The 23,746-nt window shown below is 67.8% G+C and carries 22 protein-coding genes; 14 read left to right on the top strand and 8 right to left on the bottom strand.

Features of this window, described 5'->3' with window-relative positions:
• Positions 1-109 precede the first annotated feature (109 nt).
• The 3 genes from BM115_RS26015 to BM115_RS26005 all read left to right on the top strand — a co-directional run bounded on the left by BM115_RS26015 (position 110) and on the right by BM115_RS26005 (position 3,370).
• Positions 110-1,381 (top strand): NAD(P)/FAD-dependent oxidoreductase, encoded by a 1,272-nt coding sequence (locus tag BM115_RS26015; RefSeq protein WP_092301481.1) that lies wholly within the window; start codon positions 110-112, stop codon positions 1,379-1,381.
• A 298-nt stretch (positions 1,382-1,679) separates the two neighbouring features.
• Positions 1,680-2,591 carry a sensor histidine kinase gene (locus BM115_RS26010; protein ID WP_092301478.1) on the top strand — a complete coding sequence of 304 codons (912 nt, stop codon included), beginning with the start codon at positions 1,680-1,682 and terminating at the stop codon, positions 2,589-2,591.
• 5 nt (positions 2,592-2,596) lie between these two features.
• The gene (locus BM115_RS26005) at positions 2,597-3,370 is read left to right on the top strand and encodes a LytR/AlgR family response regulator transcription factor (RefSeq protein WP_092301572.1); all 774 of its coding nucleotides are present in this window, start codon (positions 2,597-2,599) and stop codon (positions 3,368-3,370) included.
• A 15-nt stretch (positions 3,371-3,385) separates the two neighbouring features.
• Here the strand turns inward: BM115_RS26005 and BM115_RS26000 are convergent, their stop codons facing one another.
• Complete coding sequence (locus tag BM115_RS26000; RefSeq protein WP_092301475.1) at positions 3,386-3,724, bottom strand: 2TM domain-containing protein; 339 nt, start codon at positions 3,722-3,724, stop codon at positions 3,386-3,388.
• Between the two features lie 292 nt (positions 3,725-4,016).
• On the opposite strand from BM115_RS26000, the gene BM115_RS25995 reads away from it, so the two are divergent.
• Positions 4,017-4,427, top strand: coding sequence for a hypothetical protein (locus BM115_RS25995; RefSeq protein WP_092301472.1), 411 nt, complete (start codon positions 4,017-4,019; stop codon positions 4,425-4,427).
• A gap of 19 nt (positions 4,428-4,446) precedes the next feature.
• Here BM115_RS25995 and BM115_RS25990 read toward each other — a convergent pair whose 3' ends face one another.
• The 5 genes from BM115_RS25990 to BM115_RS25970 form a co-directional block, all read right to left on the bottom strand.
• Positions 4,447-5,076 carry an MliC family protein gene (locus BM115_RS25990; protein WP_092301469.1) on the bottom strand — a complete coding sequence of 210 codons (630 nt, stop codon included), beginning with the start codon at positions 5,074-5,076 and terminating at the stop codon, positions 4,447-4,449.
• A gap of 23 nt (positions 5,077-5,099) precedes the next feature.
• A complete protein-coding gene (locus BM115_RS25985) occupies positions 5,100-5,492 on the bottom strand; it encodes a cupin domain-containing protein (RefSeq protein WP_255370997.1) in 393 nt (130 codons plus the stop codon).
• Positions 5,493-5,975: 483 nt separating this feature from the next.
• Positions 5,976-7,811, bottom strand: coding sequence for an alpha,alpha-trehalase TreF (treF, locus tag BM115_RS25980; RefSeq protein ID WP_092301466.1), 1,836 nt, complete (start codon positions 7,809-7,811; stop codon positions 5,976-5,978).
• A gap of 56 nt (positions 7,812-7,867) precedes the next feature.
• A complete protein-coding gene (locus BM115_RS25975; protein ID WP_255370996.1) occupies positions 7,868-8,173 on the bottom strand; it encodes a HigA family addiction module antitoxin in 306 nt (101 codons plus the stop codon).
• An 83-nt stretch (positions 8,174-8,256) separates the two neighbouring features.
• Entirely contained in the window at positions 8,257-9,198 is a 942-nt protein-coding gene (locus tag BM115_RS25970; protein ID WP_092301464.1) for a LysR substrate-binding domain-containing protein, read from the bottom strand.
• Between the two features lie 101 nt (positions 9,199-9,299).
• Between BM115_RS25970 and pcaH the strand changes: the two genes are divergently transcribed.
• The 7 genes from pcaH (at position 9,300) to BM115_RS25935 (ending at position 17,944) form a co-directional block, all read left to right on the top strand.
• The gene (pcaH, locus tag BM115_RS25965) at positions 9,300-10,004 is read left to right on the top strand and encodes a protocatechuate 3,4-dioxygenase subunit beta (RefSeq protein ID WP_092301461.1); all 705 of its coding nucleotides are present in this window, start codon (positions 9,300-9,302) and stop codon (positions 10,002-10,004) included.
• 4 nt (positions 10,005-10,008) lie between these two features.
• On the top strand, positions 10,009-10,578 hold the full coding sequence (gene pcaG / locus BM115_RS25960) for a protocatechuate 3,4-dioxygenase subunit alpha (RefSeq protein WP_092301458.1): 570 nt from the start codon (positions 10,009-10,011) through the stop codon (positions 10,576-10,578).
• 76 nt (positions 10,579-10,654) lie between these two features.
• The gene (locus tag BM115_RS25955) at positions 10,655-12,031 is read left to right on the top strand and encodes a 3-carboxy-cis,cis-muconate cycloisomerase (RefSeq protein ID WP_092301455.1); all 1,377 of its coding nucleotides are present in this window, start codon (positions 10,655-10,657) and stop codon (positions 12,029-12,031) included.
• Positions 12,032-12,055: 24 nt separating this feature from the next.
• Positions 12,056-13,225 (top strand): bifunctional 3-oxoadipate enol-lactonase/4-carboxymuconolactone decarboxylase PcaDC, encoded by a 1,170-nt coding sequence (gene pcaD, locus BM115_RS25950; protein WP_092301452.1) that lies wholly within the window; start codon positions 12,056-12,058, stop codon positions 13,223-13,225.
• Positions 13,226-13,272: 47 nt separating this feature from the next.
• Positions 13,273-14,469, top strand: coding sequence for a 4-hydroxybenzoate 3-monooxygenase (pobA, locus tag BM115_RS25945; protein ID WP_255370995.1), 1,197 nt, complete (start codon positions 13,273-13,275; stop codon positions 14,467-14,469).
• Between the two features lie 92 nt (positions 14,470-14,561).
• Positions 14,562-15,116, top strand: coding sequence for a lipocalin family protein (locus tag BM115_RS25940; RefSeq protein ID WP_092301449.1), 555 nt, complete (start codon positions 14,562-14,564; stop codon positions 15,114-15,116).
• Positions 15,117-15,247: 131 nt separating this feature from the next.
• On the top strand, positions 15,248-17,944 hold the full coding sequence (locus tag BM115_RS25935; protein ID WP_255370994.1) for a tannase/feruloyl esterase family alpha/beta hydrolase: 2,697 nt from the start codon (positions 15,248-15,250) through the stop codon (positions 17,942-17,944).
• 88 nt (positions 17,945-18,032) lie between these two features.
• Here the strand turns inward: BM115_RS25935 and BM115_RS25930 are convergent, their stop codons facing one another.
• A complete protein-coding gene (locus BM115_RS25930; RefSeq protein ID WP_092301446.1) occupies positions 18,033-19,724 on the bottom strand; it encodes an ABC-F family ATP-binding cassette domain-containing protein in 1,692 nt (563 codons plus the stop codon).
• Positions 19,725-19,960: 236 nt separating this feature from the next.
• On the opposite strand from BM115_RS25930, the gene BM115_RS25925 reads away from it, so the two are divergent.
• On the top strand, positions 19,961-20,893 hold the full coding sequence (locus BM115_RS25925; RefSeq protein WP_092301443.1) for an MBL fold metallo-hydrolase: 933 nt from the start codon (positions 19,961-19,963) through the stop codon (positions 20,891-20,893).
• A gap of 100 nt (positions 20,894-20,993) precedes the next feature.
• Here BM115_RS25925 and argC read toward each other — a convergent pair whose 3' ends face one another.
• Entirely contained in the window at positions 20,994-21,917 is a 924-nt protein-coding gene (gene argC / locus BM115_RS25920; protein WP_092301440.1) for an N-acetyl-gamma-glutamyl-phosphate reductase, read from the bottom strand.
• 129 nt (positions 21,918-22,046) lie between these two features.
• On the opposite strand from argC, the gene BM115_RS25915 reads away from it, so the two are divergent.
• Positions 22,047-22,931, top strand: coding sequence for a LysR family transcriptional regulator (locus BM115_RS25915; protein WP_092301437.1), 885 nt, complete (start codon positions 22,047-22,049; stop codon positions 22,929-22,931).
• A gap of 122 nt (positions 22,932-23,053) precedes the next feature.
• The gene (locus BM115_RS25910) at positions 23,054-23,707 is read left to right on the top strand and encodes a dihydrofolate reductase family protein (protein ID WP_092301434.1); all 654 of its coding nucleotides are present in this window, start codon (positions 23,054-23,056) and stop codon (positions 23,705-23,707) included.
• Positions 23,708-23,746: the final 39 nt, after the last annotated feature.

The following is a 23,746-nucleotide window of genomic DNA, read 5'->3' as shown; positions in this document are numbered from 1 at the left end:
CCGGCAATCAAGTCTTCGATTCATTGCACATCATGGATGCACCGCCGCCCGGCCTGCCTTGGCAGAATCGTGGCTGACGCCGCCCCCCTCTATATAGATACCTCTCGATATGACCGATTCGTCCGCGCCCGGTAACCCTTCCTCCACCGCAGTGATCGTCCTGGGCGCCGGCATCGTGGGCGTCTCCACCGCGCTGGCCTTGCAGCAGCGCGGCCACGCGGTCTGTCTGGTCGATCGGCAGGCGCCGGGCCGGGCCACCTCCTACGGCAATTGCGGCATCCTCCAGCGCGAGGCGGTGCGGCCCTACGCCTTCCCCCGCGACTGGCAGGCGCTGCTGCGCGTGGCCACGGGGCAGGGCAACGACGTGCACTACCACCTGCGCGCGCTGCCGGCACTGGTGCCGGCGCTGGCCCGCTACTGGCATGCCTCGGCGCCCGCGCGCTATGCCGGCACGGTGGCGGCCTACAGCGCCCTGATCCGCCATTGCCTCGATGAACACGCGCCGTGGATTGCCCGGGCCGGGGCGCAGGACCTCGTCCGCCACGATGGCTGGCTGGAGGCCTACCGCAGCGAAGCCGAGTTCGACGCCGCCGCCCGCGACGCCACGGCCGTGGCCGCCGACCATGCGCTCGATCACGCCCTGCTGGACCGCGCGGCGCTGCAGCAGGCCGAGCCGGCCCTGCGCGACGTGCTGGCCGGCGCCATCCACTGGCGCGACCCATGGACCGTGAGCGATCCCGGCGAACTGGTCGCCCGCTATGCCGCGCTGTTCGAGCGGCAGGGCGGCACCTTCTGCCATGGCGACGCCGCCACGCTGCGCGCCAGCGGTTCGGGCTGGCAGGTGTCTACGGAGGACGGCAAGGTCGAGGCGGCGCAGGCCGTAATCGCGCTGGGGCCGTGGGCGGCGGATCTGACCACGCGGCTGGGCTATCGGCTGCCGCTATTCGTAAAACGCGGCTATCACCGCCACTATGCGACCGAGGCGATGCCGTCCAAGCCGGTGCTGGACGCCGAGAACGGCGTGCTGCTGGTGCCGATGCGGCAGGGCCTGCGCGTGACAACGGGCGCGGAGTTCGCCCATCGCGACGCTCCGCCCACGCCGGTCCAGTCCGGCCGGGCCGAGCAGATCGCCGCGCAGATGGTGCGGCTGGGCGCCCCCGTGGAGGCGCAGCCGTGGATGGGTGCCCGCCCGTGCATCGCGGACATGCTGCCCGTGGTGGGCCGCGCGCCGCGCCATCCCGGCCTCTGGTTCCATTTCGGGCATGGCCATCAAGGGCTGACGCTTGGGCCGGCCACCGCCCGGCTGCTGGCCGAGCTGTTCGACGGGGACGCGACGTATGTCGACGCCGCACCGTACGATCCGCGTCGGTTTGGAGATTGAGCGGGCCGGACTTCGTCCGAGACGCCGACCCTCTCCCCCGGCCCCTCTCCCGGAGGGAGAGGGGCGAAAACGGCGAGATTTCCAAGTGCCGACGGTTTGCTCCCCTCGCCCGCTTGCGGGAGAGGGGTCGGGGGAGAGGGCCGGCGCTTCCCTTCACTGGCGCCGGCAGATTGCGGCTGACGCCGCGCCGCCGTCGGTTCGCCGCGTGGGGCTGTTGCGCCGGGTGGCGCCGGTGGTAACCTCCCAGCGTTCCCGATCCGCCACAAAGCCCCCCACCGTGCGCCATTCCGATCCGCAGATGTGGCGGTCCGCCGCCGACCAACGCGCCTATGAGGAAGCCCGCCGCAACGTGCGCGCGCTGCGCGGCTTCTATATCCACCTGACGCTCTACGTGGTGGTCAACACCATCCTCGTGCTCTGGAACGTGTTCGGCGCCTCGCACCGGCCCTGGTCCGGCGCGCCGCTGCTGGGCTGGGGCCTGGGGCTGACCGCCCATGGCGTGCTGGTCTGGAGCCGCGTGGGCCTGCTCGGCCGCCGCTGGGAGGAGCGCAAGATCGCCGAGTACATGGCGCGCGAGCAGGTGCGCACGATCTCCACCGAGAAGCAGCTGGTGGAGGCGCAGATGCGGCTGCTGCAGGCCCAGATCGAGCCGCATTTCCTGTTCAACACGCTGGCCAACGTGGTGAGCCTGATCGAGCCGGCGCCGCGCAAGGCGACGCTGATGCTCGAACACTTCATCGCCTACCTGCGTGCGTCGCTGGCCGCGAGCCGGGCTACGCAGGGCACGGTGGCGCAGGAGGCCACGCTGCTGCGCGACTACCTCGCCCTGATCAAGATCCGCATGGGCGAGCGGCTCCAGTACCGGATCGACGTGGACCCGGCGCTGAACGAGGTGCCGTTGGCGCCGATGCTGCTGCAGCCGGTGGTGGAGAACGCGATCCGGCACGGGCTGGAACCGAAGATCGAGGGCGGGCACCTGACCGTGCGGCTGACGCGGCGCGGCGGGCGCATGCTGGCTTCGATCGAGGATGACGGCATGGGCTTCCGCCCATCGGCCAGCGCCGGCGTGGGGCTGTCCAACCTGCGCGACCGGCTGGCCGTGCTCTACGACGGCGAGGCACAGGTGCGCATCGAGGAGCGCTCGCCCGGCACGGCCGTCCACATCGACATTCCGCTGTCCGCCCCCTTCCGCAACGGAGAGACCCCATGACCCGGATGCCCACCGCCTTGATTGCCGATGACGAGGAACACCTGCGCACGCACCTGCGCGGCAAGCTGGAGCGGCTGTGGCCCGAGTTGCGCATCGTGGGGGAGGCGGCCAATGGCGTGGAGGCCGCGCAGGCCATCGCACAACTGGCGCCGGCGGTGGCCTTTCTCGATATCAAGATGCCGGGGCTGTCCGGGCTGGAGGTGGCGCAGGGCATCGAGACCGATACGCGGGTGGTGTTCGTCACCGCCTTCGACCAGTACGCGCTGGACGCCTTCGAGCGCGAGGCTGTGGACTACCTCGTCAAGCCGGTGACGGACGAACGTTTGGCGCGGTCCGTGGAGCGGCTGCGCAAGGCCTTCCAGGAGGCGGCGCCGCTGCCGGAGCTGGCGCAGTTGCTGAGCCAGCTCACGCGCGGCCCGGCCCGCCCGGAGGCCGGCGCGGCGCCGCTGCGCTGGGTGCGGGCGAGCCGGGGCAACACCACCAGCCACGTGCCGATCCAGGACGTGCTGTACTTCCAGGCCGACGACAAATACGTGGTGGTGCATACGCGCGACGGCGAGCACCTGATCCGTACGCCGCTGGCCGAGCTGATGGAAGGACTCGACCCGGACACCTTCTGGCAGGTGCATCGCTCGACCATCGTCAATATGGAATACGTGGCCGGCACGCGGCGGGATGACAGCGGGCGGCTGTTCGTGCGCCTCCAGAATCGGGAAACCAAAAGCGAGACCGAACTGCCGGTCTCGCGCGCCTACGTGCACCGCTTCCGCCAGATGTAGCGGGCGAGGGGAGGTTTAGTCGCGGTTCATGAACTGGTCGATCTTGCGGGACTCCCAGTCGCGCCCACGTTGCGAGACGCGCCACCAGACCAGCAGGCCATGGATCGTCAGCCCCAGCCCCCAGGCCAGCGTGGTGGTGAGCGGCCACGGCCAGCCGGCCTCAAGCGAGCGGTGCGCCCAGCTGGGCGACGGCATGAACAGGAAGCGGAACCAGAGCCATCCGTTCACGGCGAGGTAGATCAGCAGGTGCAGATACCAGCCGCGCAGCGCCCGGACCATGCGGTGGGCGCGCCAGTACGCCATGGCGTTCTCGTCGGCGGGGTGGGTCGGGCGGTGCATCGCGTCGTGTCGCATCGGGAACCTCATCGGAAAGGGTGGATGAGGACAAATTACGCCGCCGGCGGGTGGGATGCCAGGGCGAGGCGCCGAATCGACGGATCCGCTTCGCGAATGACCGGAACGGGGCGTCAACGACAGGGCGCGTTGCAAGGGAATTGAAAGCTTATGGCGGGTTAACGCGCGACTATCGCAGCGATTAGACACATTAGCTGGAACAGTCTGTTGCCCATCCCGTCCATTGCATTGCAGCAATCACCACCTAATCTTCGTGGGACAGTTCTTTCGGTTACAACAAGGAGGTACCGCCATGAACCTGACGCTCGAAGCCATTCTGCCCGCCCAACGTGAAACCGGCGCGGCCGTGGGGGACTCGGTCACTGCCATTCAACATCAGGACATCGTTGTCGCGTTCTCCGCGCTGATGGCTTCGCAGCAAGTGGCGGTGCTGCACATGCTCTATCCGCGCACCGATGCGCGCACGCACCGCAGCCTCGGCCATCTGGTCAACGCGCTGCACGGCCACGGCCTGCATCGGGTGGCGGAACTGGTGGATCAGGAAGCGCACTACCTCGTCTTCAAGGACCCGACCGAAGCCTGGCGCGCCATGCACGAGATTCGCCATGACTCGCTGGCCATCGGCGTGCACCTGTACTACAAGGGCAAGACCGGCGATGCCGCCGAGGCGGCGCTGGACGTCGATGCCCATCGCGCGCACTGACTCGGGTCTCCCCGGGATCTTATTCCGGGGCCTCCACGCGGCAAGTCATGGCGGGCTTGCCCGGTAGCTCAAGCTGCGCCTCGGGGCCCTTGTCCCAGAACATCGCCTCGCCGGCGTCGGTCGTGGCCGCATAGCGGGCACCCGACGCCGCGCGCGTCTGCGACAACAGCAGCTTCTTGTCCAGCCACGTCAGGTAGGCGTAGCCGGGTTCGGTCTGCACGAAGGTGGCCAGGATCAGCGCGTCGGCGCCGGGGCAGCGCACCGAGAACGGCCCCCTGGTGATGCCCTTGGCGTCCTGCGTGCGCGGGCCGGCGTAGTTCTGCCGCAGCAAGTGAATCCGATCGATGTATTCGGCGGTGGTGCACGCACGTGCGTCGCTCGCCTTCCAGCAGTCGTTGCGGCCCTTGATCCAGCCGCGCTGCTCGGCCAGTAGCGTCTTCTTGCGGCTCGTGCTCATGGAGCGCGCGTCGAGCGCCAGCCCGTACAGGCGCGTCGTTTCCTTGTCGAGCTTCGCCAGCGTATCGTCCTTGCAGATCATCTGCTCGATCTGGCCTTCGGCCCGCTTGCAGTCGAAGCTGGGGCTGGCGGCGTGCCCCGCGCCTGTCAGCACGCCGAGCACGGCACCCAGCAGGATACGGCGTGGAAGCATGGCCAGACCTCCTCCGGGCGTGGTCAGCCCGCGTTGCGTTCCAGGACGACGAAGTGCTTGCGCACGGGCTCGATCACTTCAAATACCCCTTCGAAACCAGCCGGGATCACGCAGGCATCCCCGGGCCCGAACTCGCGCGTCACGCCGGCATGGTCGGTGATCCGCAGCCGGCCGCTGATGACGTGGAAAAACTCCTCCTTGCCAGCCGGAAACGCAATGCGCCATGCACCGGGCTCGCACGCCCAGATCCCGCAATCGAAATCGCCCGCCGCGGCGCTGTAGTGTGTCCACGTGGTGCGATCCGGGTTGCCCTCGACAAGGCGATCCGGCCTAGGCCGGTCGTGCGTGGGCGCGGGGTCGGCGCGGAAATCGGTCAGGGCGGGTAGGGTAGGAAGGGTAGAAAGGGGTTTGGACACGGCTGTACTGGACGGAATGAATGCTCAACAAATGGCAGCCGCCAGTGTAGCCCGCCCGGTCGGCTTCGCGGGGTGGGCCACCGCACCGTCACGGATGTGCGCTTGGGGCATCACGGCTTGGTCGGGCCGTGATGCTGATGTAGCGCAAGAAAGGTCGGCGTGTGGGGGGGGGCGCGTGGCAAAACCTGCGCGCATAAAAAGCGGTCCCACAAAGAAATACCCCGACGCGCGGGATCGTCGGGGTAGTAAGAGTTGCCAAGTCGTTTGGGGTCGTGTCGAGTGACCCTGGGGCAAGTGTGACCTGCGCTGCTACGCCCGCCAATAACTCAGCTGAGTTATTGCGGGAAACGGGGACAAAGCTCGCAAATTCGGCTGCTGCGCTGCGAGATTCTGAACAAAAGAACGAAATTCCATGATGCGCACCGAAAGGCGCCGCCAGCCCCGCTGCACGCGTGGCATCACTCGTTAGGGTGATGGGCGCGGTTACCCGTTGGCGTCGCGCCGGCCGGCCGCGCTGTGCGTTGCGGGATGGTGGGGGTATTCCATGAGCAGCGCGCTTACCACGCCGTTGGTCCAGCCGAAGCCGTCCTGGAGCGGATATTCGCCGCCGCCGCCGCCCTCTGCGCCGTCCATGCGCGGCTCCAGCCGATATTTCTCGACTAGCTTGTACTCGTGGGTGTAGAGGCTGCCCACCGTGGCGAGCCAGCGGTGCGCGATCTCGTCGGCCAGCGCCTCGCAGCCGTAGCGCCGCAGCCCGTGGATGGCGATCCACTGCAACGGGGCCCAGCCATTGGGCTGGTCCCACTGCTGGCCGGAGTCCCGCTCGGTCGTAGCCAGGCCCCCTGCCTCGAGCAGCCGGGCGCCCACCACGTCGGCCACGCGCGCGGCCTGCGCGGGCGTGGCCATCCGCAGGTAGAGCGGCATCAGCGTAGCCGCCGTCAACAGTTCGCGCCGCTTGCCGCGCTGCCAGTCGAAATCGAAGAACGCGCCGGCGTCCTCGTCCCACATGGTGGCGAAGATGGCGTGGCGCCGCCGCTCGGCAGCTTCCGCATATTGCCTGGCGGAATCGGGTTCGCCGGTGGCGTTGCACAGCGCGGCCAGGCGGATTTCGGCATGCCAGAGCAGGGCGTTGAGGTCGATGGGCAGGATGCAGGTGGTGCGGATGGTGGCGAGGTCGCTCGCCGGCGCCTGGGAAAACCCGGTGATCGCATCGGGCTGGCCATCGCACCATCGCGAACTGAAGTCCCAGCCTGACTCGGCCGCCGCACGCAGGTCGCGGTACACGATATGGTGGGGCCGGCCGCTGCGCCGCGCCGTCTCCACGTCCTCGAGGTAGGCCTCCTCGCGCGGATGGGCGCGGTCGTCCCAATAGCGGTTCAGCACCGCGCCGTCAGGCAGCCGCACCACGCGCCGGTGGGCCGCGCCGGGCCGCAGATGCGCCGCGCCGTCCATCCAGAACGCATATTCCAGCTTCAACTGCGGCAGGTAGGCGTGCGCCGCTTCGACGGCATGGTCCTCGAACAGCGTGGTCATCAAGGAGAACACGGGCGGCTGCGAGCGGGTGAGGTAATACGTGCGCGTGCCGTTGGGCACCAGCCCGTAGGTGTCGATCAGGTAGGCGAAGTTGTCCGCCATCGCGCGCAGCAGGTCATGCCGGCCGCTGGCCGCCAGCCCGAGCATCGTGAAATACGAATCCCAGTAATAGAGTTCGCGGAAGCGCCCGCCCGGCACCACGTAGGGGCGCGGCAGCGGCAGCAGCGAGCAGAGCGACGGATGCTCGGCGGGCTCGCGCGTCAGCACCGGCCACAGGCCGTCGATATGGTCGCGCAGGGAATGGTCGGGGTTGGAGACGTAGTGCTCGTCCGGAATCGATTCGCGCGCGAAGTGCGCCTGCACGAAGGCCGCGAGCGAGAAATCCGCCGACTCGCGTTGCGCGCGATAGCGCTCCAGGATGACCTCCGGCGCCACCAGCGGCACGCAATCGGGAAAGGTCTTGCTGTCGGCGAACAGGCCGCTGGCCTGCACATCGACGAACAGTTCGGCGTAGCGCTCAGCCGGCGACACCGCATCGGCCGCCGCGCAGCCATGGAGCGTGCGCGGACCGGGGCAGGGGAGGTGGGTGACCGATGGCGCCAGCGCGTGGCAATGCGCGGGGCGAGGCGTGTCGGCGCAACTGGCTTGCCGCGCGCCAGCATCGGCCGCCGCCGGGCGGGTGTGGGCCACCACGTGCGGCACGGCGTGGGGCTCGGCGTGGGGCCCGGCATGAGCCTCCTGCCCGGGCGTGGCGCCGTCTCCCGCCGTCCTGCCTTGCAGTCGCATTGCCATGCCTCCCAGGGGTTTGTTTCACGGTGAGAGTCGGGGGGATTGGGCAAAGTTCAAACCGACTGGCCCTCGGCACCCGCAATGCGGGGAATGCGCTTGCGGGGCTTCTGCGCGGCCTGCCACAGGTCATAGGTCGTCTGCATGCCGCTCCACATCTCTCGGCTCGCGCCCAGTGCCTCTTCCAGCCGGATCGAGATATCAGGCGTCATGGCCGCATGGCCATTCACGATGCGCGACAGCGTGGCGCGCGTCACCCCGATATGGCGGGCGAAGCCATTCGAGTCATGCGTTGTCTCGCGTCTTTCAGTGATGGCCCGATGTTCGATTAAATCAGTTCGCCTTCGCGCCCATTTGGCCAAACGCGCGCGGATCTGTTACGAAGCGTGCAAATCCTGATGCAGTCCGTTGTCCAGCGGCGACAAACTCGCCTGCAACGCCCCCCTCACCGCCCCGCCGCAATCCCCCGAATCCCCGCCACAAATGCCTCCGCCACCGGTTCCAGTGTCCGGTCGCTGCGGCGGAGGAGGCCGATGGGTTCTTCGGTGCCTTGGGTGTCCACGGGCAGGAGGACCATTTCGCCGGCGGCGACGGCGCGGCGGGTGGCGGAGAGGGGGGCGGCCCAGACGGTGTCGCTCTGCTGCGTGAGCAGGCGGCCGAGGTAGGCGTCGGCGGTTTCCACGCAGCCTTCGGGCAGGGTGTGGCCGTGGCGTGCCAGCAGGCTCTCGGTGCTGTGGCGCGGGATCGAGCCGATGGCGGGAATCACCAGCGGCCACGCCAGCACCTCGCGCATGGTCGGGCGCGCGTTGTCGGCGAGCGGATGGCCCGCGCGCACGGCCAGCACCAGCGGCTCCGGGCCGAGCGATTCGAACCAGAGGCCTTCCATCGCGGCGGGGTCGTCCATGCGGCCGATGACGAGGTCGAGCACGTCGGCCTTGAGCAGGTCGATCAGCGTGCGGTTCATGCCGGTCTGCACGGCCAGCGCCACCTCGGGGTGCGCGGTGCGGAATTGCGCGACGGCGTCGAGCAGCAGCGCCGGCACGATGCTCGGCAGCGCGCCCAGCCGGATGCGTTCGTGGCGCGGGGCATCGGCGCCGGCCAGGCTGTCCGCCGCCGCGTCCACGTCCTCGATGATGCGCAGCGCATGGCGCAGGAAGCGCATGCCCGCCGCCGTCAGGTCCGTGCCGGCGCGCTGGCGCACCAGCAGCCGGGCGCCGACCAGTTCCTCGAGTTCGGTCAGCGTCTTGGACACCGCCGGCTGGGTCAGGCCCAGCCGCGCACCGGCCCGGCCCAGGTGCTGGGTCTGCGCCACGGTGACGAAGCAGTGCAGGTGCCGCAGCCGGATACGGGTGCGGAACAGATCGGGCGACGGATCCGATACATCCATAACTAAAAGTCATCCAAATTACGCAAAAACTCAATTTACATGACTTCCGGCGGTGCTTACAGTCTAAGTCTCGCCCCACACACCAAAACGGAGACAGCGCGATGCCCCCACGCCCCGGTCCCTACCGTCGCCCGTACTGGGACACCCAGCCCCCGTACCGCTTCGACCCCTATGGGTCCACGCAACTGCGCGCGCCGTCCCAGCCGCTGATCGCGCTGCCGCAATCGATTTCCGAGCTGACTGGCCCGACTTTCGGCCCCGAATTCGTCCGTGACGGTGACAACGACCTGACCGCCGGCCATGGCGGCGAGCCGATCGGCGAGCGGATTCTCGTGACGGGCCGCGTGCTCGACGAGAACGGCCGCCCGGTGCCGCACGCGCTGATCGAGATCTGGCAGGCCAACGCCGCCGGCCGCTATGTGCACAAGCGCGACCAGCACGACGCGCCGCTCGACCCCAATTTCACGGGCGATGGCCGCACCCTGACCGATGCGCAGGGCCGCTACCAGTTCAAGACGATCAAGCCGGGTGCCTACCCTTGGCGCAATCATCACAACGCGTGGCGTCCGCAGCACATTCACTTTTCGCTGTTCGGCAATGCCTACGCCACGCGCCTGGTCACGCAGATGTATTTCCCCGGCGACCCGCTGCTCGCGTTCGACCCGATCTTCAACTGCGTGCCCGATGCCAAGGCGCGCGACCGCCTGATCGCCACGTTCGACTGGGCGACCACCTCGCCCGAATACGCGCTCGGTTACCAATTCGATATCGTGCTGCGTGGCCGCGATGCCACGCCGATGGAGTAAGGCCATGCTCTACGCTACCGCCTCCCAAACCGTTGGGCCGTACCTCCATATCGGCCTTGCCGCGCTGGACTGCGCCGACCTGACCGCCGATGCCCCCGACCTGGCCGGGCAGCGCATCGTGATCGAGGGCCGTGTGATCGATGGCCGCGGCGAGCCCGTGCCGGACGGCATGGTCGAGATCTGGCAGGCCAATCCCGCCGGCCGCTATCGGCATGAGGAAGACACCGGCGACGCACCGCTGGTGCCCGGCTTCACCGGCTTCGGCCGCGTGCCGACCGGCCCGGATGGCGGTTTCCGCTTCGTCACGGTGAAGCCCGGCCCGGTGCCGGATCTCGCCGGTGACCTGCAGGCGCCGCACATCATGGTGTCCGTGTTCACACGCGGGCTGGTCAAGCACGTGGCCACGCGGCTGTACTTCGGCGATGAAGCCGCCGCCAACGCCGCCGACAGCGTGCTCGGCCTGGTGCCGCCCGCGCGCCGCGCCACGCTGGTTGCAGACGCCACGGCGCCCGGCAGCTACCGCTGGAACGTGGTGCTGCAGGGCGCGGACGAAACCGTGTTCTTCGATATCTGACCCCGGCACGCCTCGCCCTCCGCGAGGCGTTTTGCCGCACAATCGGAGCATTCCTACCGGTCCGCCCCCGCCGACGATGCCCTCAATTTCCCGCCTGACCGATCCGATGTTCGGCAGTCCCCCCGTGCTCGCGATCTTTTCCGATACCGGCACCGTGCGGCGCATGCTCGATGCCGAGGCGGCCCTCGCGCGCGCCGAGGCGCACTGCGGCGTGATTCCCGCGCAGGCTGCTGCCGTCATCACCGAAGTCTGTGCCGATGTCGGCGTGATCGACCTTGATGCCCTCGCGCAGTCCGCCGTCGCCGCCGGCAACCTCGCCATCCCGTTCGTAAAGCAGTTGACCGCCGCCGTGGCGCGGCGCGATGCCGAGGCTGGCCGCTACGTCCATTGGGGCGCGACCAGCCAGGACATCATCGACACCGGCGCCATGCTGCAACTGGCCGATGCCCTGCAGGCCATCGATACCGACCTGCTGCGCCTGGGCGATGCCTGCGCGACGCTGGCCACCGCCCACCGGACCACGCCGATGGTGGCGCGCACCTGGCTCCAGCACGCGCTGCCCACCACCTTCGGCCTGAAGGCTGGCGGCTGGCTCGATGCGCTGCGCCGCGACGTGATCCGCCTGCGCCAGTCCGCCGATCAGGCGCGCGTGCTGCAATTCGGCGGTGCCGCCGGCACGCTGGCCAGCCTGGGCGACAAGGCGCCCGCCGTGGCCGCGCAGTTCGCCCGCGAGCTGGGCCTGGACCTGCCCGCGCTGCCGTGGCACGCGCATCGTGACCGACTGGTGGCAGTGGCCACGGCGCTGGGCATGCTCACGGGCACGCTCGGCAAGATGGCGCGCGATCTGTCGCTGATGATGCAAACCGAAGTGGGCGAGGTGGCCGAGCCATCGGGCCCGGGCCGGGGCGGCTCCAGCACGATGCCGCACAAGCGCAACCCGGTGGGCTGCGCGGCGGTGCTGACCGTGGCCGTGCGCGTGCCGCCGCTGGTGGCGACGATGCTCGCCGGCATGGTGCAGGAGCATGAGCGCGCGCTGGGCGGCTGGCAGGCCGAGTGGGACACGCTGCCGCAAATCGTCACGCTCGCGGCCGGCGCGCTGCGCCAACTGGGCGACGTGGCGGCGGGCCTGGAAGTGGATGCCGCCCGCATGCGCGCCAATCTCGACCTGACACACGGCCTGATCCTGGGCGAGGCTGCGATGCTGGCCCTCGGCGGCCGCATCGGCCGGCTGGAGGCGCACCACGTGGTGGAAGCGGCCTCGCGCCGCGCGGGGGAGCAGGGCGAGACGCTGCGCGTGGCGCTGGCCGCCACGCTCGCCGCCCATCCCGCGCACGCCACGCTGTTGGATGACGCCGAACTGGACCGCCTCAGCGACCCGGCGCACTACGCCGGGCAGTCCGCCGCCTTCGCCGATGCCGCCGTGGCCGCCTGGCAGGCCCTGCGCGCCGCCTGACCCTATACCGACAAGGAGACCACGTTGCCCTATCTCGACCACGCCGGCGCCCGGCTGTTCTACACCGTCGATGGCCCGGACACCGCGCCCGCCATCGTCTTTTCCAACTCGCTGGGCACCGATCACACAATGTGGCAGCCGCAGGCCGCCGCGCTGGCGGGCCGCTTCCGCGTGGTGCGCTACGACGTGCGCGGCCACGGCCGCTCCACCGCGCCCGAGGGCGCCATCACGGTGGACGTGCTGGGCCGCGACGTGGTGGCCATCCTCGACGCCCTGCAGATCGGGCGGGCCGTGTTCTGCGGCCTGTCGATGGGCGGCCTTACCGGCATGTGGCTGGGCGCGCATGCGCCGGAGCGCTTCAGCCGCATCGTGCTGGCCAACACGGCGGCCAAGATCGGCACGGCAGACGCCTGGAACAGCCGCATCGACATGGTGCTGCGCGACGGCATGGCGCCGCTGACTGATGCCTCGCTGCAACGCTGGTTCACGCCGGGCTTCCTCGCCACCGCCGGCCATGCGCTCGATGACCTGCGCGCGGTGCTCGCTGGCCTCGACCCGCGTGGCTACGCCGGTAGCTGCGGCGCCGTGCGCGACGCGGACCTGCGCGAGGCCGTGAAGACCATCCCCGTGCCGGTGCTGGTGATCGCGGGCAGCGACGATCCCTCGACCACGGCGGCGCAGGGCCGCGAACTCGCCGCCGCCATCCCCGGGGCGATCTATGTCGAACTGCACGCGGCGCACCTGTCCAACCGCGAGCAGCCGGGCCGCTTCACCGCCGCGCTGCTCGACTTTATCCTCGGCCGCCGCCCGGTGACCGACGATGCCGCGCGCTACGAGGCCGGCCTCTCGGTGCGGCGCGACGTGCTGGGCAGCGCCCACGTGGACCGCTCGCTGCAACGGATCTCGCCGCTGACCGAGGAATTCCAGAACCTGATTACCCGCTATGCCTGGGGCGAGATCTGGACGCGCGAGGGCCTGCCGCGCCATACGCGCAGCCTGATCACGATTGCGATGATGGTGGCGCTGAATCGCTCGGAGGAGTTGAAGCTCCATCTGCGCGCCGCCGCCAACAACGGCGTCACGCGCGACGAGATCAAGGAAGTGCTGTTGCAGACCGCGATCTATTGCGGCGTGCCGGCGGCGAATTCGGCGTTCCACATGGCGGAGGAGGTCTTCGCCGAGCTTGACCGGTAGTTGGTAGTCAGCCGCACACCATAAAAAAACAGATCGGGAGACAGGCCATGGGTCAGCAGGGCAACGGCATGCCGCGCGCCACGCGCGTGGCGATCATCGGAGCAGGGCCGGCCGGGCTGTTGCTCGGGCAACTGCTTACCGTGGCCGGCATCGACAACGTCATCATCGAGCAGCGCAGCGCCGAACACGTGCTGGGGCGCATCCGCGCCGGCATCCTCGAATCGGTGACCGTGGATGCGCTCACGCGCGCCGGCGTGGACCAGCGGCTGCGCGCGGAGGGGCTGCGGCACCATGGCATCGAGCTGTCGTACCAGGGCGCGCGCCACCGCATCGACTTCCACGCGCTGATTGGCCGCGACGTCACGGTGTATGGCCAGACCGAGGTCACGCGGGACCTGATGGCGGCGCGCGCAGCGTCTGGCATGCCCATCGTCTACGAGGCCACCGAGGTCTCCCTGCACGATTTCGATACGGACCGGCCCCGCGTGACCTTCCGCCACGCCGGCAGCGCGCACGAACTGGCCTGCGACTATGTGGCCGGCTGCGATGGCTTCCATGGCGTGAGCCGGGCCAGCGTGCCGGAGGCATCGACACGGATCTTCGAGCGGGTCTATCCGTTCGGCTGGCTCGGCGTGCTGTCCGAGACGCCGCCGGTGGCCGACGAACTGATCTACGCCAGCCACGAACGCGGGTTTGCGCTGTGCAGCATGCGGTCGAAGACGCGCAGCCGCTACTACGTGCAGGTGCCGGCCACGGAGCGCGCGGAGAATTGGTCCGATACGCGCTTCTGGGACGAACTGCGCGCCCGGCTCGATCCCGCCGCCGCGCAGGCGCTGGTCACCGGCCCGAGCATCGAGAAAAGCATCGCACCGCTGCGCAGCTTCGTCTGCGAGCCGATGCGCTTCGGGCGCCTGTTCCTGGCGGGCGATGCCGCGCATATCGTGCCGCCCACCGGCGCCAAGGGGCTGAACCTGGCCGCCAGCGACGTGCTGTACCTCGCCGACGGGCTGATCGCCCAGTACCAGCACGGCGATCCGGCCGAACTCGACGCCTATTCCGCGAAATGCCTGCGGCGCGTGTGGAAGGCGGAGCGGTTCTCGTGGTGGATGACCGCGCTGCTGCACCGCTTCCCCGATGCCGATGCGTTCGCGCATCGCATCCAGCAGGCCGAACTCGACTATCTGGTCGGCTCCGAGGCTGCCTGCCGGGCGCTGGCCGAGAACTACGTGGGGCTGCCGGCGTAGGACGCTTGCCGAGGCGCAAGTCGTCTGCCGGCGGACAGCAGGGGGCGGCGATGGCACGCGACAATGGCGCTATCGCCCCTCGGAGGTCCACCATGAAGCGTGTCGTGCTCGGGCTTGCTGCCCTCGCTGCCCTCACCACTGCCGCGCTGGTCCCGGCGCGCGCCGAGCCGGCCGCGCCGCTGGCGCCCATCGCCTCGCTCGACGTGGCCCGCTACATGGGCACGTGGTACGAAATCGCCAAATACCCGAACCGCTTCCAGCGCCAGTGCGCCGGCCACACCACGGCGCAGTACGCGGCGCGTTCCGATGGACGCGTCGATGTGGTGAACCGCTGCCGCAAGGCGGATGGGACGAGCGATGACGCCACCGGCGTGGCTCGGCCGGTGGGGGAGGCCGGCACGCCGAAGCTGGAGGTGCGATTCGCCCCGGCGTGGCTGTCCTTCCTGCCGTGGGTCTGGGGCGACTACTGGGTGATCGACCTCGACCCCGGCTACACGCTGGCTGCCGTCAGCGAGCCGGGCCGCGACTACCTCTGGATTCTTTCCCGCACGCCCACCGTGGATTCCGGCGCCTATCAGGCGCTGCTGCGCCGGCTGGAGGCGAAGGGCTTCGACATCACCCGGCTCCAGGCTACGCCGCAGGACTGACGTCCAGCCATCCATATTCATGAAGTATGGATGCGCCATCCGACATATATTTTACGTAGCACCAAGCCGGTGATACCGTCTCGCTCCAACATGCGGCACAAGCACCGCATGCGCTTGGAGGAGACCACAACATGACATCCGGATCGAACGTCCGGCGGCGCCTGGCGCTGCTGGCGGCTGCCTGTGCGGCCACTGCATTGATGGCCGCGTGCGGCGGTGGCGACGACGCCCCGACGGCGTCGGGCGGGGCGCCCAGCACCGGCGCCCCCGGCACTGACAACCCCGACATCCCGACCCAGCCGGCCCAGCCGACCCAGCCGACGTTAAGCGCGCTGGAGGCCTGCAACGCGCTGAACGGCGCCAGCCTGCCGGCCTCGGCGCTGACGCTGGCCTCGGGCGGCGCCACGGTCAAGGCGGCTACGCTGGTTGTCGCCGATGCCACCGGCAACACGCTCGGCGAGTACTGCCAGGTGCGCGGCACCATCGCTCCCGTGGACGCTGCCGCGTCCAACATCAACTTCGCGGTGAACCTGCCCACGCAGTGGAACGGCAAGGGCATCCAGTTCGGCGGCGGCGGGTTCGACGGCACGCTGATCGACGGCACCGAGACCGTACGCTTCGCGCTGCCGGACGACCCGGCGCCGCTGGCGCGCGGCTACGCCACCTGGGGCGATGATTCCGGCCACCAGAGCACCAGCATCACCGATGGCCGCTTCGCCACCAACGACGAGCAGCTCGCCAACTATGGTGGCGACACGCTCAAGAAAACCCATGACGTGGCCCTGGCGATGATCCGCCAGCGCTATGGCCGTGCGCCCACGCGGGCGTACTTCCTCGGCACCTCCACGGGCGGGCGGGATGCGCTGAGCTACATCCAGCGCTGGCCGGCCGACTACGACGGCGTCATCGCCAACGAGCCGGCGCTCAACTACACCGGCACGCGCCTCTCCAACGTGGCCGTGGGCCGCGCGCTCTACCTGAACGGCGGCGCCGGCTGGCTCAACATCAACAAGACGCTGATGGTGCAAGCCGCTGCCATGGCCGCCTGCGACACGCTGGACGGCGTGGCCGACAAGGTGGTCAGCAATGTCGAGGGCTGCCGTCTGGGCGCGATGCAGGTGCTGGCCAATTTGCGCTGCCCCGGCGGTACGGACACGGGCGACACCTGTCTCTCGGATGCGCAGATTGCCACCGTCAAGACCATCGAGCAGCCGCTCCAGCTGACCTACCCGCTGGCCAACGGCGTGACCGTGGCCGGCGGCTACAACATCCTGGAAGGCGCGCTGGTGGCGGGGCCGTTCACCACACGTGACCTCGGCACGCGGCCGGTGCCCGGCAATCCGGCCACCACGGCGGATTCGAACATGTACCTGACCGGCGACCAGTGGGTGAAGTACTTCGTCACCCGCGCCGCCACGTTCGACGCGCTGACCTTCGACCCCGCCAGCCCGGGTAGCTGGACCTCGCGCGTGCAGACCGTCTCGGCGCTGACCGATGCCACCAACCCGGACCTGTCCGCGTTCCTGGCGAAGGGCGGCCGGCTGATCCTGCTGCACGGGCTGGCCGACGAGGTCATCAGCCCCAACTCGACCATCGCCTGGTACAAGGCCGTGATCGCGCGGGTGGGGCAGGCGGCGGTGGACCAGGGCATCACGTTCTACACGGTGCCGGGCATGGGCCATGGCACGGGCAGCTTCCTGCCGGCGTGGAACTCCCTGACCGCACTCGAGAACTGGGTGGAGATGGGCGTGGCGCCGGGCCAGCGGACGGTGATGGACACCAACGCCGGCACCTATGGCCGCACGCGGCCGCTGTGCCAGTACCCGGCGTGGCCGAAGTACAAGGGCTCGGGCAGCCAGGACGCGTCCATCAACTACACCTGCGAGGGGGCGTCGGGCATCGTGCAGTCCTGCCTGAACCTGCCGGCCGTGGCTACCACGTGGAAGGGCGGCAATACCAACGGCGAGGAACTGTCGGTGCGTGTGGACCCGGCCACCCTCCAGTACACCGTGACGATCGATGCCAGCCTGCAACGGACCGCCGGCGTGACGCGCACCGGCCAGCTTGTCTCGCAGGGCGGGTGCACTTATGCCAGCGACGAGAACGGCGCCAACTTCACCTTCACCGGCGGCGGGGTGCTGGCGGGCGGGGTGAGGCCGCTCTCGGGCGCTGGCTTCCTGCCGCTGGTGGCCTTCCAGACCGTGTCGTCGGACTTCAAGGCGGTGGCCGACATCTACAACGTCAATGGCGTGCAGACGGCGGTGGCGGGTGGCGCGGTGACACTGCGTACCGGCTCGGCACGGCTGCGCTCGTCGGCAGCCACGTGGCAGACCTGCTCGGCAACGGCGGCGGGCGGTTTCATGGTCTATGACGCGGCCTGCGCCAACACCAGCAAGGGCTACATTGTCTGGAACCCGGCGCGCAACGCGTTCGACTACTTCGTGGGCGGCACCATCGCCGCCGGCGACGGCGTGCTGAGCGGGTCGCTGATCAGCGGCATCGTCAACGGCAAGCCGGTGCCGCTGGTCCTCACGCGCTCGGCCACGGCCTACGGGATGAACGTGTACGCCTCGCAGCCCACGGCACCGCTGACGGCGGGCGCGGCCGATGGCCGGTATCGCTTGATGGGCACCGATGGCAGCCAGGTCAGCGCCGACCTCAACGCTACGGCCATCGTGCGCGACGGCGCCTCGGGCGTGCTGACCTACAACCAGCCGGTGGCGGGCGTGCTCGACGCCTCGGGCGGGGTGGTGGCGTCGTACCTGTCGAACGGTGGCCTGCTGATCGGTACGTCGGCGGGACGGTTCGAGCTGGGGTTACTGAATTGATGTGATGCGGTGATGACGAAAAGGCGGGCCTTGATGGCCCGCTTTTAGCGCTCCTTTTTGGGCGGTAGCGCCGGCCCCCGCCCGCGATTCATTCCGCTATCAACTTCCAATGTCTTCCGTCTGACTCCAGCCGGTGCGTCAATCGAAGCGACTGCAGGAAACGTGTGTCGTGAGAGGCCACGACCAGGGCGCCGGGATAATCGTCCAATGCCTGCTCTACCGCCTGGATGGATTCCAGATCGACGTGATTGGTCGGCTCGTCCAGCAATAGCAGTTGCGCGGGCTCGGTGCTCCACAGCACGCACGCCAGCGCACCCTTGAGTCGCTCACCGCCGCTCAACGCACCGGACGGCAGGTTCACAAGGTCGGCGTTCAAGCCCAGCAGCGAAAGATGGCTGCGCAATACCCCGTCCGGCAGCGGCGTTTCCAGTTCATGCAGGCGTTCGAGAACCGACAGGTGGGGTGGCAACACGCTGGTCGCTCGCTGATCGAGCCATGCGCTGCGCACGCCGGTCTGGCAAATGCCAGAGACCGGGGCAATGGTGCCCGCCAACATCTTCAGCAACGTTGTCTTGCCGCTGCCATTCGGACCGGTCACGGCGACGCGCACGGGTCCCGCCAGCGTCAGCGTAAGGGGCGCACTGTCTTCCGGAAACGGCGCGACGGCGTCTTCCAGATGGATCACGCGTTTGCCAGCCGCAATGGCAGTTGCTGGCAGGATAAGTGCGACAGCTTTGTCGGGCTCGATTCGACGTGCTGCCAATTGAACCGCCTCGTCGAGCTTGAACTGCACGTCCTGCTGGCGAAGTCGCTGCCGGCCTGCAAATACCTCTGCGCCATCCTTGCGGCGGCCCATGGCGATCCCCGGAAGATTCGCGTCCTTTGCGCCTTTCGTCTGACGTGCGGTGCGGCGCTGTTGGGCGTCATGTTGACGCTGCGCCGCACGCTCGGCGGCGTCGCGATCCGTCCTTGCGCGGTTGAGCGAAGCCTGCGCCGCCGCCGCTTCGGTGCTGCGCTGAGCCTGATAGAGCGTGTAATTGCCGCCGTAACTGCGCATCCCGCCCGGTGTCAGTTCGACGATGCGGTCCATCAGGTCCAGCAATTCCCGGTCGTGACTGACGAGAATCAGGCCGCCGGTCCATCGCTGCAACTTGTCACGCAGCCATTCGCGCGCGGTGTGATCCAGGTGGTTCGTGGGTTCGTCGAGGACCAGGCCCTCGGCGTCGGAAAGGAAGGCCCCTATCAACGCCACGCGGGTGAGTTCGCCACCGCTCAGCGATCCCGCCAGCCCTTTTGGGTGCAGGTGCGGCAGTCCGCTGTCCGTCAGCGCCTGCTCCAGACTGGCGCGGATATGCCACCGTCCATCGAGTAAATCGAAGTCGGTGGGATGCGGCGTACCGCCTTCCATTCGCGCCAGCGCATCGAGTATTGGTGTCAATCCGGCGACATCGGCAACCGTCGCGCCTTTTGCGGGGACGATTTCCTGCGGCACGTAGGCGACCGTGCCATGGCGCGTGACCTGCCCGGTCTCCGGCTGGAACAAACCGACCAACACCCTCGCCAGCACACTCTTGCCCGCGCCATTCCGGCCGAGCAAGCCGGTACGCTCGCGCTGGAAGGTGTCATTCAGATCGTGTAGGAGCGTCCTGCCGTCCGGCAACGTCACCGTGACATGCCGCACGGAGATGGAGAAACCCGTGGCGTCCGGTGGGAGGCCATCGGAAGCAACGGGAGGCGCAAGCGTTAATACCCCAAGAGCTTCGCGTTCGATATCCGCCATAGTCGAATTCAAATGTTGATACAGCCGAGTGTCTCACGAAGGCCGGCGATTGTTGCCGCCAGGACAACATGCTGAGGGCCTTCACGATACTACTGGCGCCGGCTCCCCCTGACTACACTGCGTCACACGGTAGGTCGAATCGCGAGCACAACGAAGCGCGCGAATTTCGCGGTCGTTCTCGTCCACCGCGCCGCCTCACGCGGCTCACCCCACGCAAACCAACAGGACTACTGAAAATGAGCGAAACAATCCACAATGTGCAGCCGGTTATCGCCAACGTTGGCAAAGAAGGTTTTGGCGAACTCGTGTCTTCCCGCTACGCCGTGCGCGTGGGTGACGTCGACGTCCTGCTGATCAGCGATGGGGTTCTGCCGCTGCCGACCTCCACCATGTCCACCAACGTGAAGGAAGCCGACCGCAACGAATGGTTCGACGATCGCTTCCTGCAGCGCGACATGTTCGACTGGGCGCTGAATATCGCCCTCGTGCGCAGCGGCGACCGTCTGATCCTGGTCGACTCCGGTGTGGGCGACGGTTTCGAATACTTCTCGCGCGCCGGTCGCTCGGTGCTGCGCCTGGAAACGGCTGGCATCGACCTCGCAGCCATCACCGACATCGTGATTACCCATATGCATATGGACCACGTCGGCGGGCTGAATGTGGATGGCGTCAAGGCCAAGCTGCGCCCGGACGTGCGCATTCACGTGGCGGCCGCGGAAGTGGAGTTCTGGAAGAACCCGGACTTTAGCAAGACCGTGATGCCGGAAGCGGTGCCGCCCGCGCTCCGCAAGGCCGCCGCAACGTTCGTGGAACTCTACAGCAAGAACATCGTGCAGTTCGGCCAGACCGTGCAAGTGGCGGCGGGCGTGTCGGCGCGCGTGACCGGTGGCCACACGCCGGGACACTGCGTGGTGGACGTCGCATCGAAGGGCGAGAAGCTGACGTTCGTCGGCGACGCGATCTTCGAGGTCGGCTTCGAGCATCCCGCATGGCAAAACGGCTTCGAGCACGAGCCTGAAGTGGCCACGGAAGTCCGCATCGCGCTGCTCGATGAAGCCGCCGAAACCGGCTCCATGCTGGCCGCCGCGCACATCGCGTTCCCGTCCATCGGTCATATTGCGAAGAACGGTGATGCCTACCGCTTCGTGCCGGTGCAGTGGGATTACTGATATCGGTTGCACTGACGACTGTCAAAGAAGCCGCCGCGAGTTCACAAGACTCGCGGCGGTTTTTTTTCATCGCATGCTGGACGAATGCGCGACGCGTCTTCTACGCGAGCATCAGGTCCAGGTTTTGAATTGCGGCGCCGGATGCGCCCTTGCCGAGATTATCGAAGACCGCAGACAGGAGAACGTGCCCGTGCGCCATGCCGGGAAATACGCTCAAGCGCATGTCGTTTGTGCCGTTCAGCATTTGCGGATCCAGCTGCTTTACGGCGCTCGATTCTTGCAGCGGCAAGACATGTACGTGGTCCGTCTTGGCATAGTGGCGCGCGAGGCAGGCGTGCAACGTGGCGCCATTTGCGCCGGGTGCCAGCAGCCGCAACGTTAGCGGCACCGTCAGCACGATGCCCTGGCGGAACGCTCCGTATGCAGGGACGAAAATGGGCGGCTGCGCGAGCCCGGCGTGCTGCTGGATCTCCGGCGTGTGCTTGTGCGCGAGTTCCAGGCCATAGACCTGATATGAAGGCGCGTTAGCGGCTCCCGGCCCCTCATATTCCTCCACGCCGGCGCGTCCGCGTCCGGAGTAGCCCGATACCGCATGAATGCTGATGGGGTAATCGCCCGGTATCAGCCCCGCTTGCACCAACGGACGCAGCAGGCCAATCGCACCGGTCGGATAGCACCCAGGGTTGGTGACCCGACGTGCGTTGGCAATGCGCTCGGCCTGCCCCGGCGCCATCTCCGGAAATCCGTAAGTCCAGTCCGGCTGTGTACGGTGGGCGGAGCTTGCGTCGATGACGCGAACCGCAGGATTGACGATGGTGGCCACTGCCTCGCGCGCGGCGGCATCCGGCAAACAGAGGAGGGCGATGTCGCAGGCGTTGATGGCTTCTGCGCGACGCCGCAAATCCTTGCGCTCCGCAGCAGCAAGCGTAATCAGCCTGATGTCGGTCCGGTTACGGAGCCGTTCGTGGATGAGCAAGCCGGTGGTGCCCTGGTCGCCATCGATGAAAACAACGGGAGAGCTCATACGTGAAAGACTCCGCTGACTTTGGGTTGTAAGAAATAGAACGAAGCCTCATATTGCGTGGACCACTACAATAGAGAAAGTTGAATTTCATAACCTGAACATTCAGTTTTCCTGAACCTGGACGCCGACATGAGAGAGATCAGCCTGGACCGCCTGCGCACGCTGGTCGCCATTGCAGACCGCGGCTCATTTGCGGAAGCGGCGCGTGCATTGCACCTGGCGCCGCCAACGGTCAGCCTTCATATCGCTGAACTGGAAGCCCGCATTGGGGCGCCACTCCTGTCGCGGAAGCGCGGACATGTCAGGCCGTCGGCGATAGGGGAGGTGCTGGTGGAGCGCGCGCGTCGACTGCTGGCCGATGCGGAGCAGGCGTTGGATGATATTCAACGCCAGGTGCAAGGGCTCGAAGGGCGCGTGCGGCTCGGTGCGTCGACTGGCGCGATCGCGCATCTGTTGCCGCAAGCGCTTGAAGTGCTGCGCCAGCACCATCCCGCCATCGACATTCAGGTTGCGGTGCTGACTTCACATGAAACCTTGTCCCGACTGGCGGATGGGACGCTGGACGTTGGGCTGGTCGCACTGCCTCAGCCCCCGGTGGCTGGACTCGTGATCAAGCCTTGGCGGCGCGACCCCGTGATGGCCTTTGTGCCGGCGCATTGGCAGTGTCCGGCCCGCGTCACGCCTGATTGGCTCGCTGCCCAACCTCTCATTCTCAATGACGCGACCACGCGTCTTTCACGTCTGACTGCGGAGTGGTTCGCAGCCGGGGGGTGTCATCCTGCGCCTCGCATTCAGCTCAACTACAACGACGCGATCAAGAGTCTGGTAGCGGCAGGTTACGGCGCCGCGCTGTTGCCCCATGAGGCGACGTCGCCATTGCCCGACACGCGCATTGTCATGCGTCCGTTGCGCCCGGCGCTGTGGCGTCGGCTCGGCATTGCACATCGTGCGGGGTACGTTGAGCGTTCGACGCAACACGTGCTTGATATGTTGCGGGATCTGCGCTTGGCGTAGGCGTTGTCCTTTTCCGCTGCCTCGTCGCACCGTCCAATGGCACAATTTGTGGATCCAGTCCCGCATCTGAACAACAGGATGACTTATGTATCACCTGTCAGGCGTCTACACGGAGGAAAACGATGGCACGCGTTCGCGTTGAAGGCTTCACCATTTCGCTCGACGGATACGGAGCGGGTCCGAACCAAGACCTCAGCCATCCGCTCGGCGTTGGCGGGACGGAACTCCACCAGTGGCTAGTCCCGACACGCACCTTCCAGCAAGCCTTGTTCGGCAAGGAAGGCGGTACGACCGGGATTGACGACGATTTCGCCGCCCGAAGCTTTCAGAATGTCGGCGCCTGGATTCTTGGGCGGAACATGTTCGGACCCATTCGTGGGGATTGGCCGGACGAAAGCTGGAAAGGCTGGTGGGGAGATAGTCCGCCTTACCACGTTCCGGTCTTCGTCCTGACCCATCATGCTCGGCCTTCCATCGAGATGGAAGGCGGCACCACGTTCCACTTCATAACAGGCGGCATTCGCGAGGCGCTCGACCGTGCACGCGACGCCGCTGCCGGCATGGACGTGCGGATCGGCGGTGGGGCGCATACGATCCGGCAGTATCTTCGCGAGGGCCTGATTGACGAGCTGCACATTGCAATCTCCCCGGTCCTGCTTGGGCGGGGAGAGTCGCTGTTCGACGGGGTTGACCTGGTGGCGCTGGGATACCAATGCGTGAAATCCGTAGCGTCGGAGAAGGCTACGCATGTGATCCTGCGGCGCCAGGCGCGCTAGGACGCCTAGTCACGCGTTGAAGGCCGACATTACTGAAGG

This window comes from Cupriavidus sp. OV096, from assembly GCF_900115455.1.
Taxonomy (GTDB): Bacteria; Pseudomonadota; Gammaproteobacteria; order Burkholderiales; family Burkholderiaceae; genus Cupriavidus.
Note: the sequence above shows the minus strand (reverse complement) of the source record. Positions and strands in the feature narration are given on the sequence as shown.

Excerpts from the sequence above, each read along its gene's own strand:
- BM115_RS26015 (WP_092301481.1), top strand. The coding sequence starts at position 110 with ATGACCGATTCGTCCGCGCCCGGTAACCCTTCCTCCACCGCAGTGATC.
- BM115_RS26010 (WP_092301478.1), top strand. The coding sequence starts at position 1,680 with ATGTGGCGGTCCGCCGCCGACCAACGCGCCTATGAGGAAGCCCGCCGC.
- BM115_RS26005 (WP_092301572.1), top strand. The coding sequence starts at position 2,597 with ATGCCCACCGCCTTGATTGCCGATGACGAGGAACACCTGCGCACGCAC.
- BM115_RS26000 (WP_092301475.1), bottom strand. The coding sequence starts at position 3,724 with ATGCGACACGACGCGATGCACCGCCCGACCCACCCCGCCGACGAGAAC.
- BM115_RS25995 (WP_092301472.1), top strand. The coding sequence starts at position 4,017 with ATGAACCTGACGCTCGAAGCCATTCTGCCCGCCCAACGTGAAACCGGC.
- BM115_RS25990 (WP_092301469.1), bottom strand. The coding sequence starts at position 5,076 with ATGCTTCCACGCCGTATCCTGCTGGGTGCCGTGCTCGGCGTGCTGACA.
- treF (WP_092301466.1), bottom strand. The coding sequence starts at position 7,811 with ATGCGACTGCAAGGCAGGACGGCGGGAGACGGCGCCACGCCCGGGCAG.
- BM115_RS25970 (WP_092301464.1), bottom strand. The coding sequence starts at position 9,198 with ATGGATGTATCGGATCCGTCGCCCGATCTGTTCCGCACCCGTATCCGG.
- pcaH (WP_092301461.1), top strand. The coding sequence starts at position 9,300 with ATGCCCCCACGCCCCGGTCCCTACCGTCGCCCGTACTGGGACACCCAG.
- pcaG (WP_092301458.1), top strand. The coding sequence starts at position 10,009 with ATGCTCTACGCTACCGCCTCCCAAACCGTTGGGCCGTACCTCCATATC.
- BM115_RS25955 (WP_092301455.1), top strand. The coding sequence starts at position 10,655 with ATGCCCTCAATTTCCCGCCTGACCGATCCGATGTTCGGCAGTCCCCCC.
- pobA (WP_255370995.1), top strand. The coding sequence starts at position 13,273 with ATGGGTCAGCAGGGCAACGGCATGCCGCGCGCCACGCGCGTGGCGATC.
- BM115_RS25940 (WP_092301449.1), top strand. The coding sequence starts at position 14,562 with ATGAAGCGTGTCGTGCTCGGGCTTGCTGCCCTCGCTGCCCTCACCACT.
- BM115_RS25935 (WP_255370994.1), top strand. The coding sequence starts at position 15,248 with ATGACATCCGGATCGAACGTCCGGCGGCGCCTGGCGCTGCTGGCGGCT.
- BM115_RS25930 (WP_092301446.1), bottom strand. The coding sequence starts at position 19,724 with ATGGCGGATATCGAACGCGAAGCTCTTGGGGTATTAACGCTTGCGCCT.
- BM115_RS25925 (WP_092301443.1), top strand. The coding sequence starts at position 19,961 with ATGAGCGAAACAATCCACAATGTGCAGCCGGTTATCGCCAACGTTGGC.
- argC (WP_092301440.1), bottom strand. The coding sequence starts at position 21,917 with ATGAGCTCTCCCGTTGTTTTCATCGATGGCGACCAGGGCACCACCGGC.
- BM115_RS25915 (WP_092301437.1), top strand. The coding sequence starts at position 22,047 with ATGAGAGAGATCAGCCTGGACCGCCTGCGCACGCTGGTCGCCATTGCA.
- BM115_RS25910 (WP_092301434.1), top strand. The coding sequence starts at position 23,054 with ATGGCACGCGTTCGCGTTGAAGGCTTCACCATTTCGCTCGACGGATAC.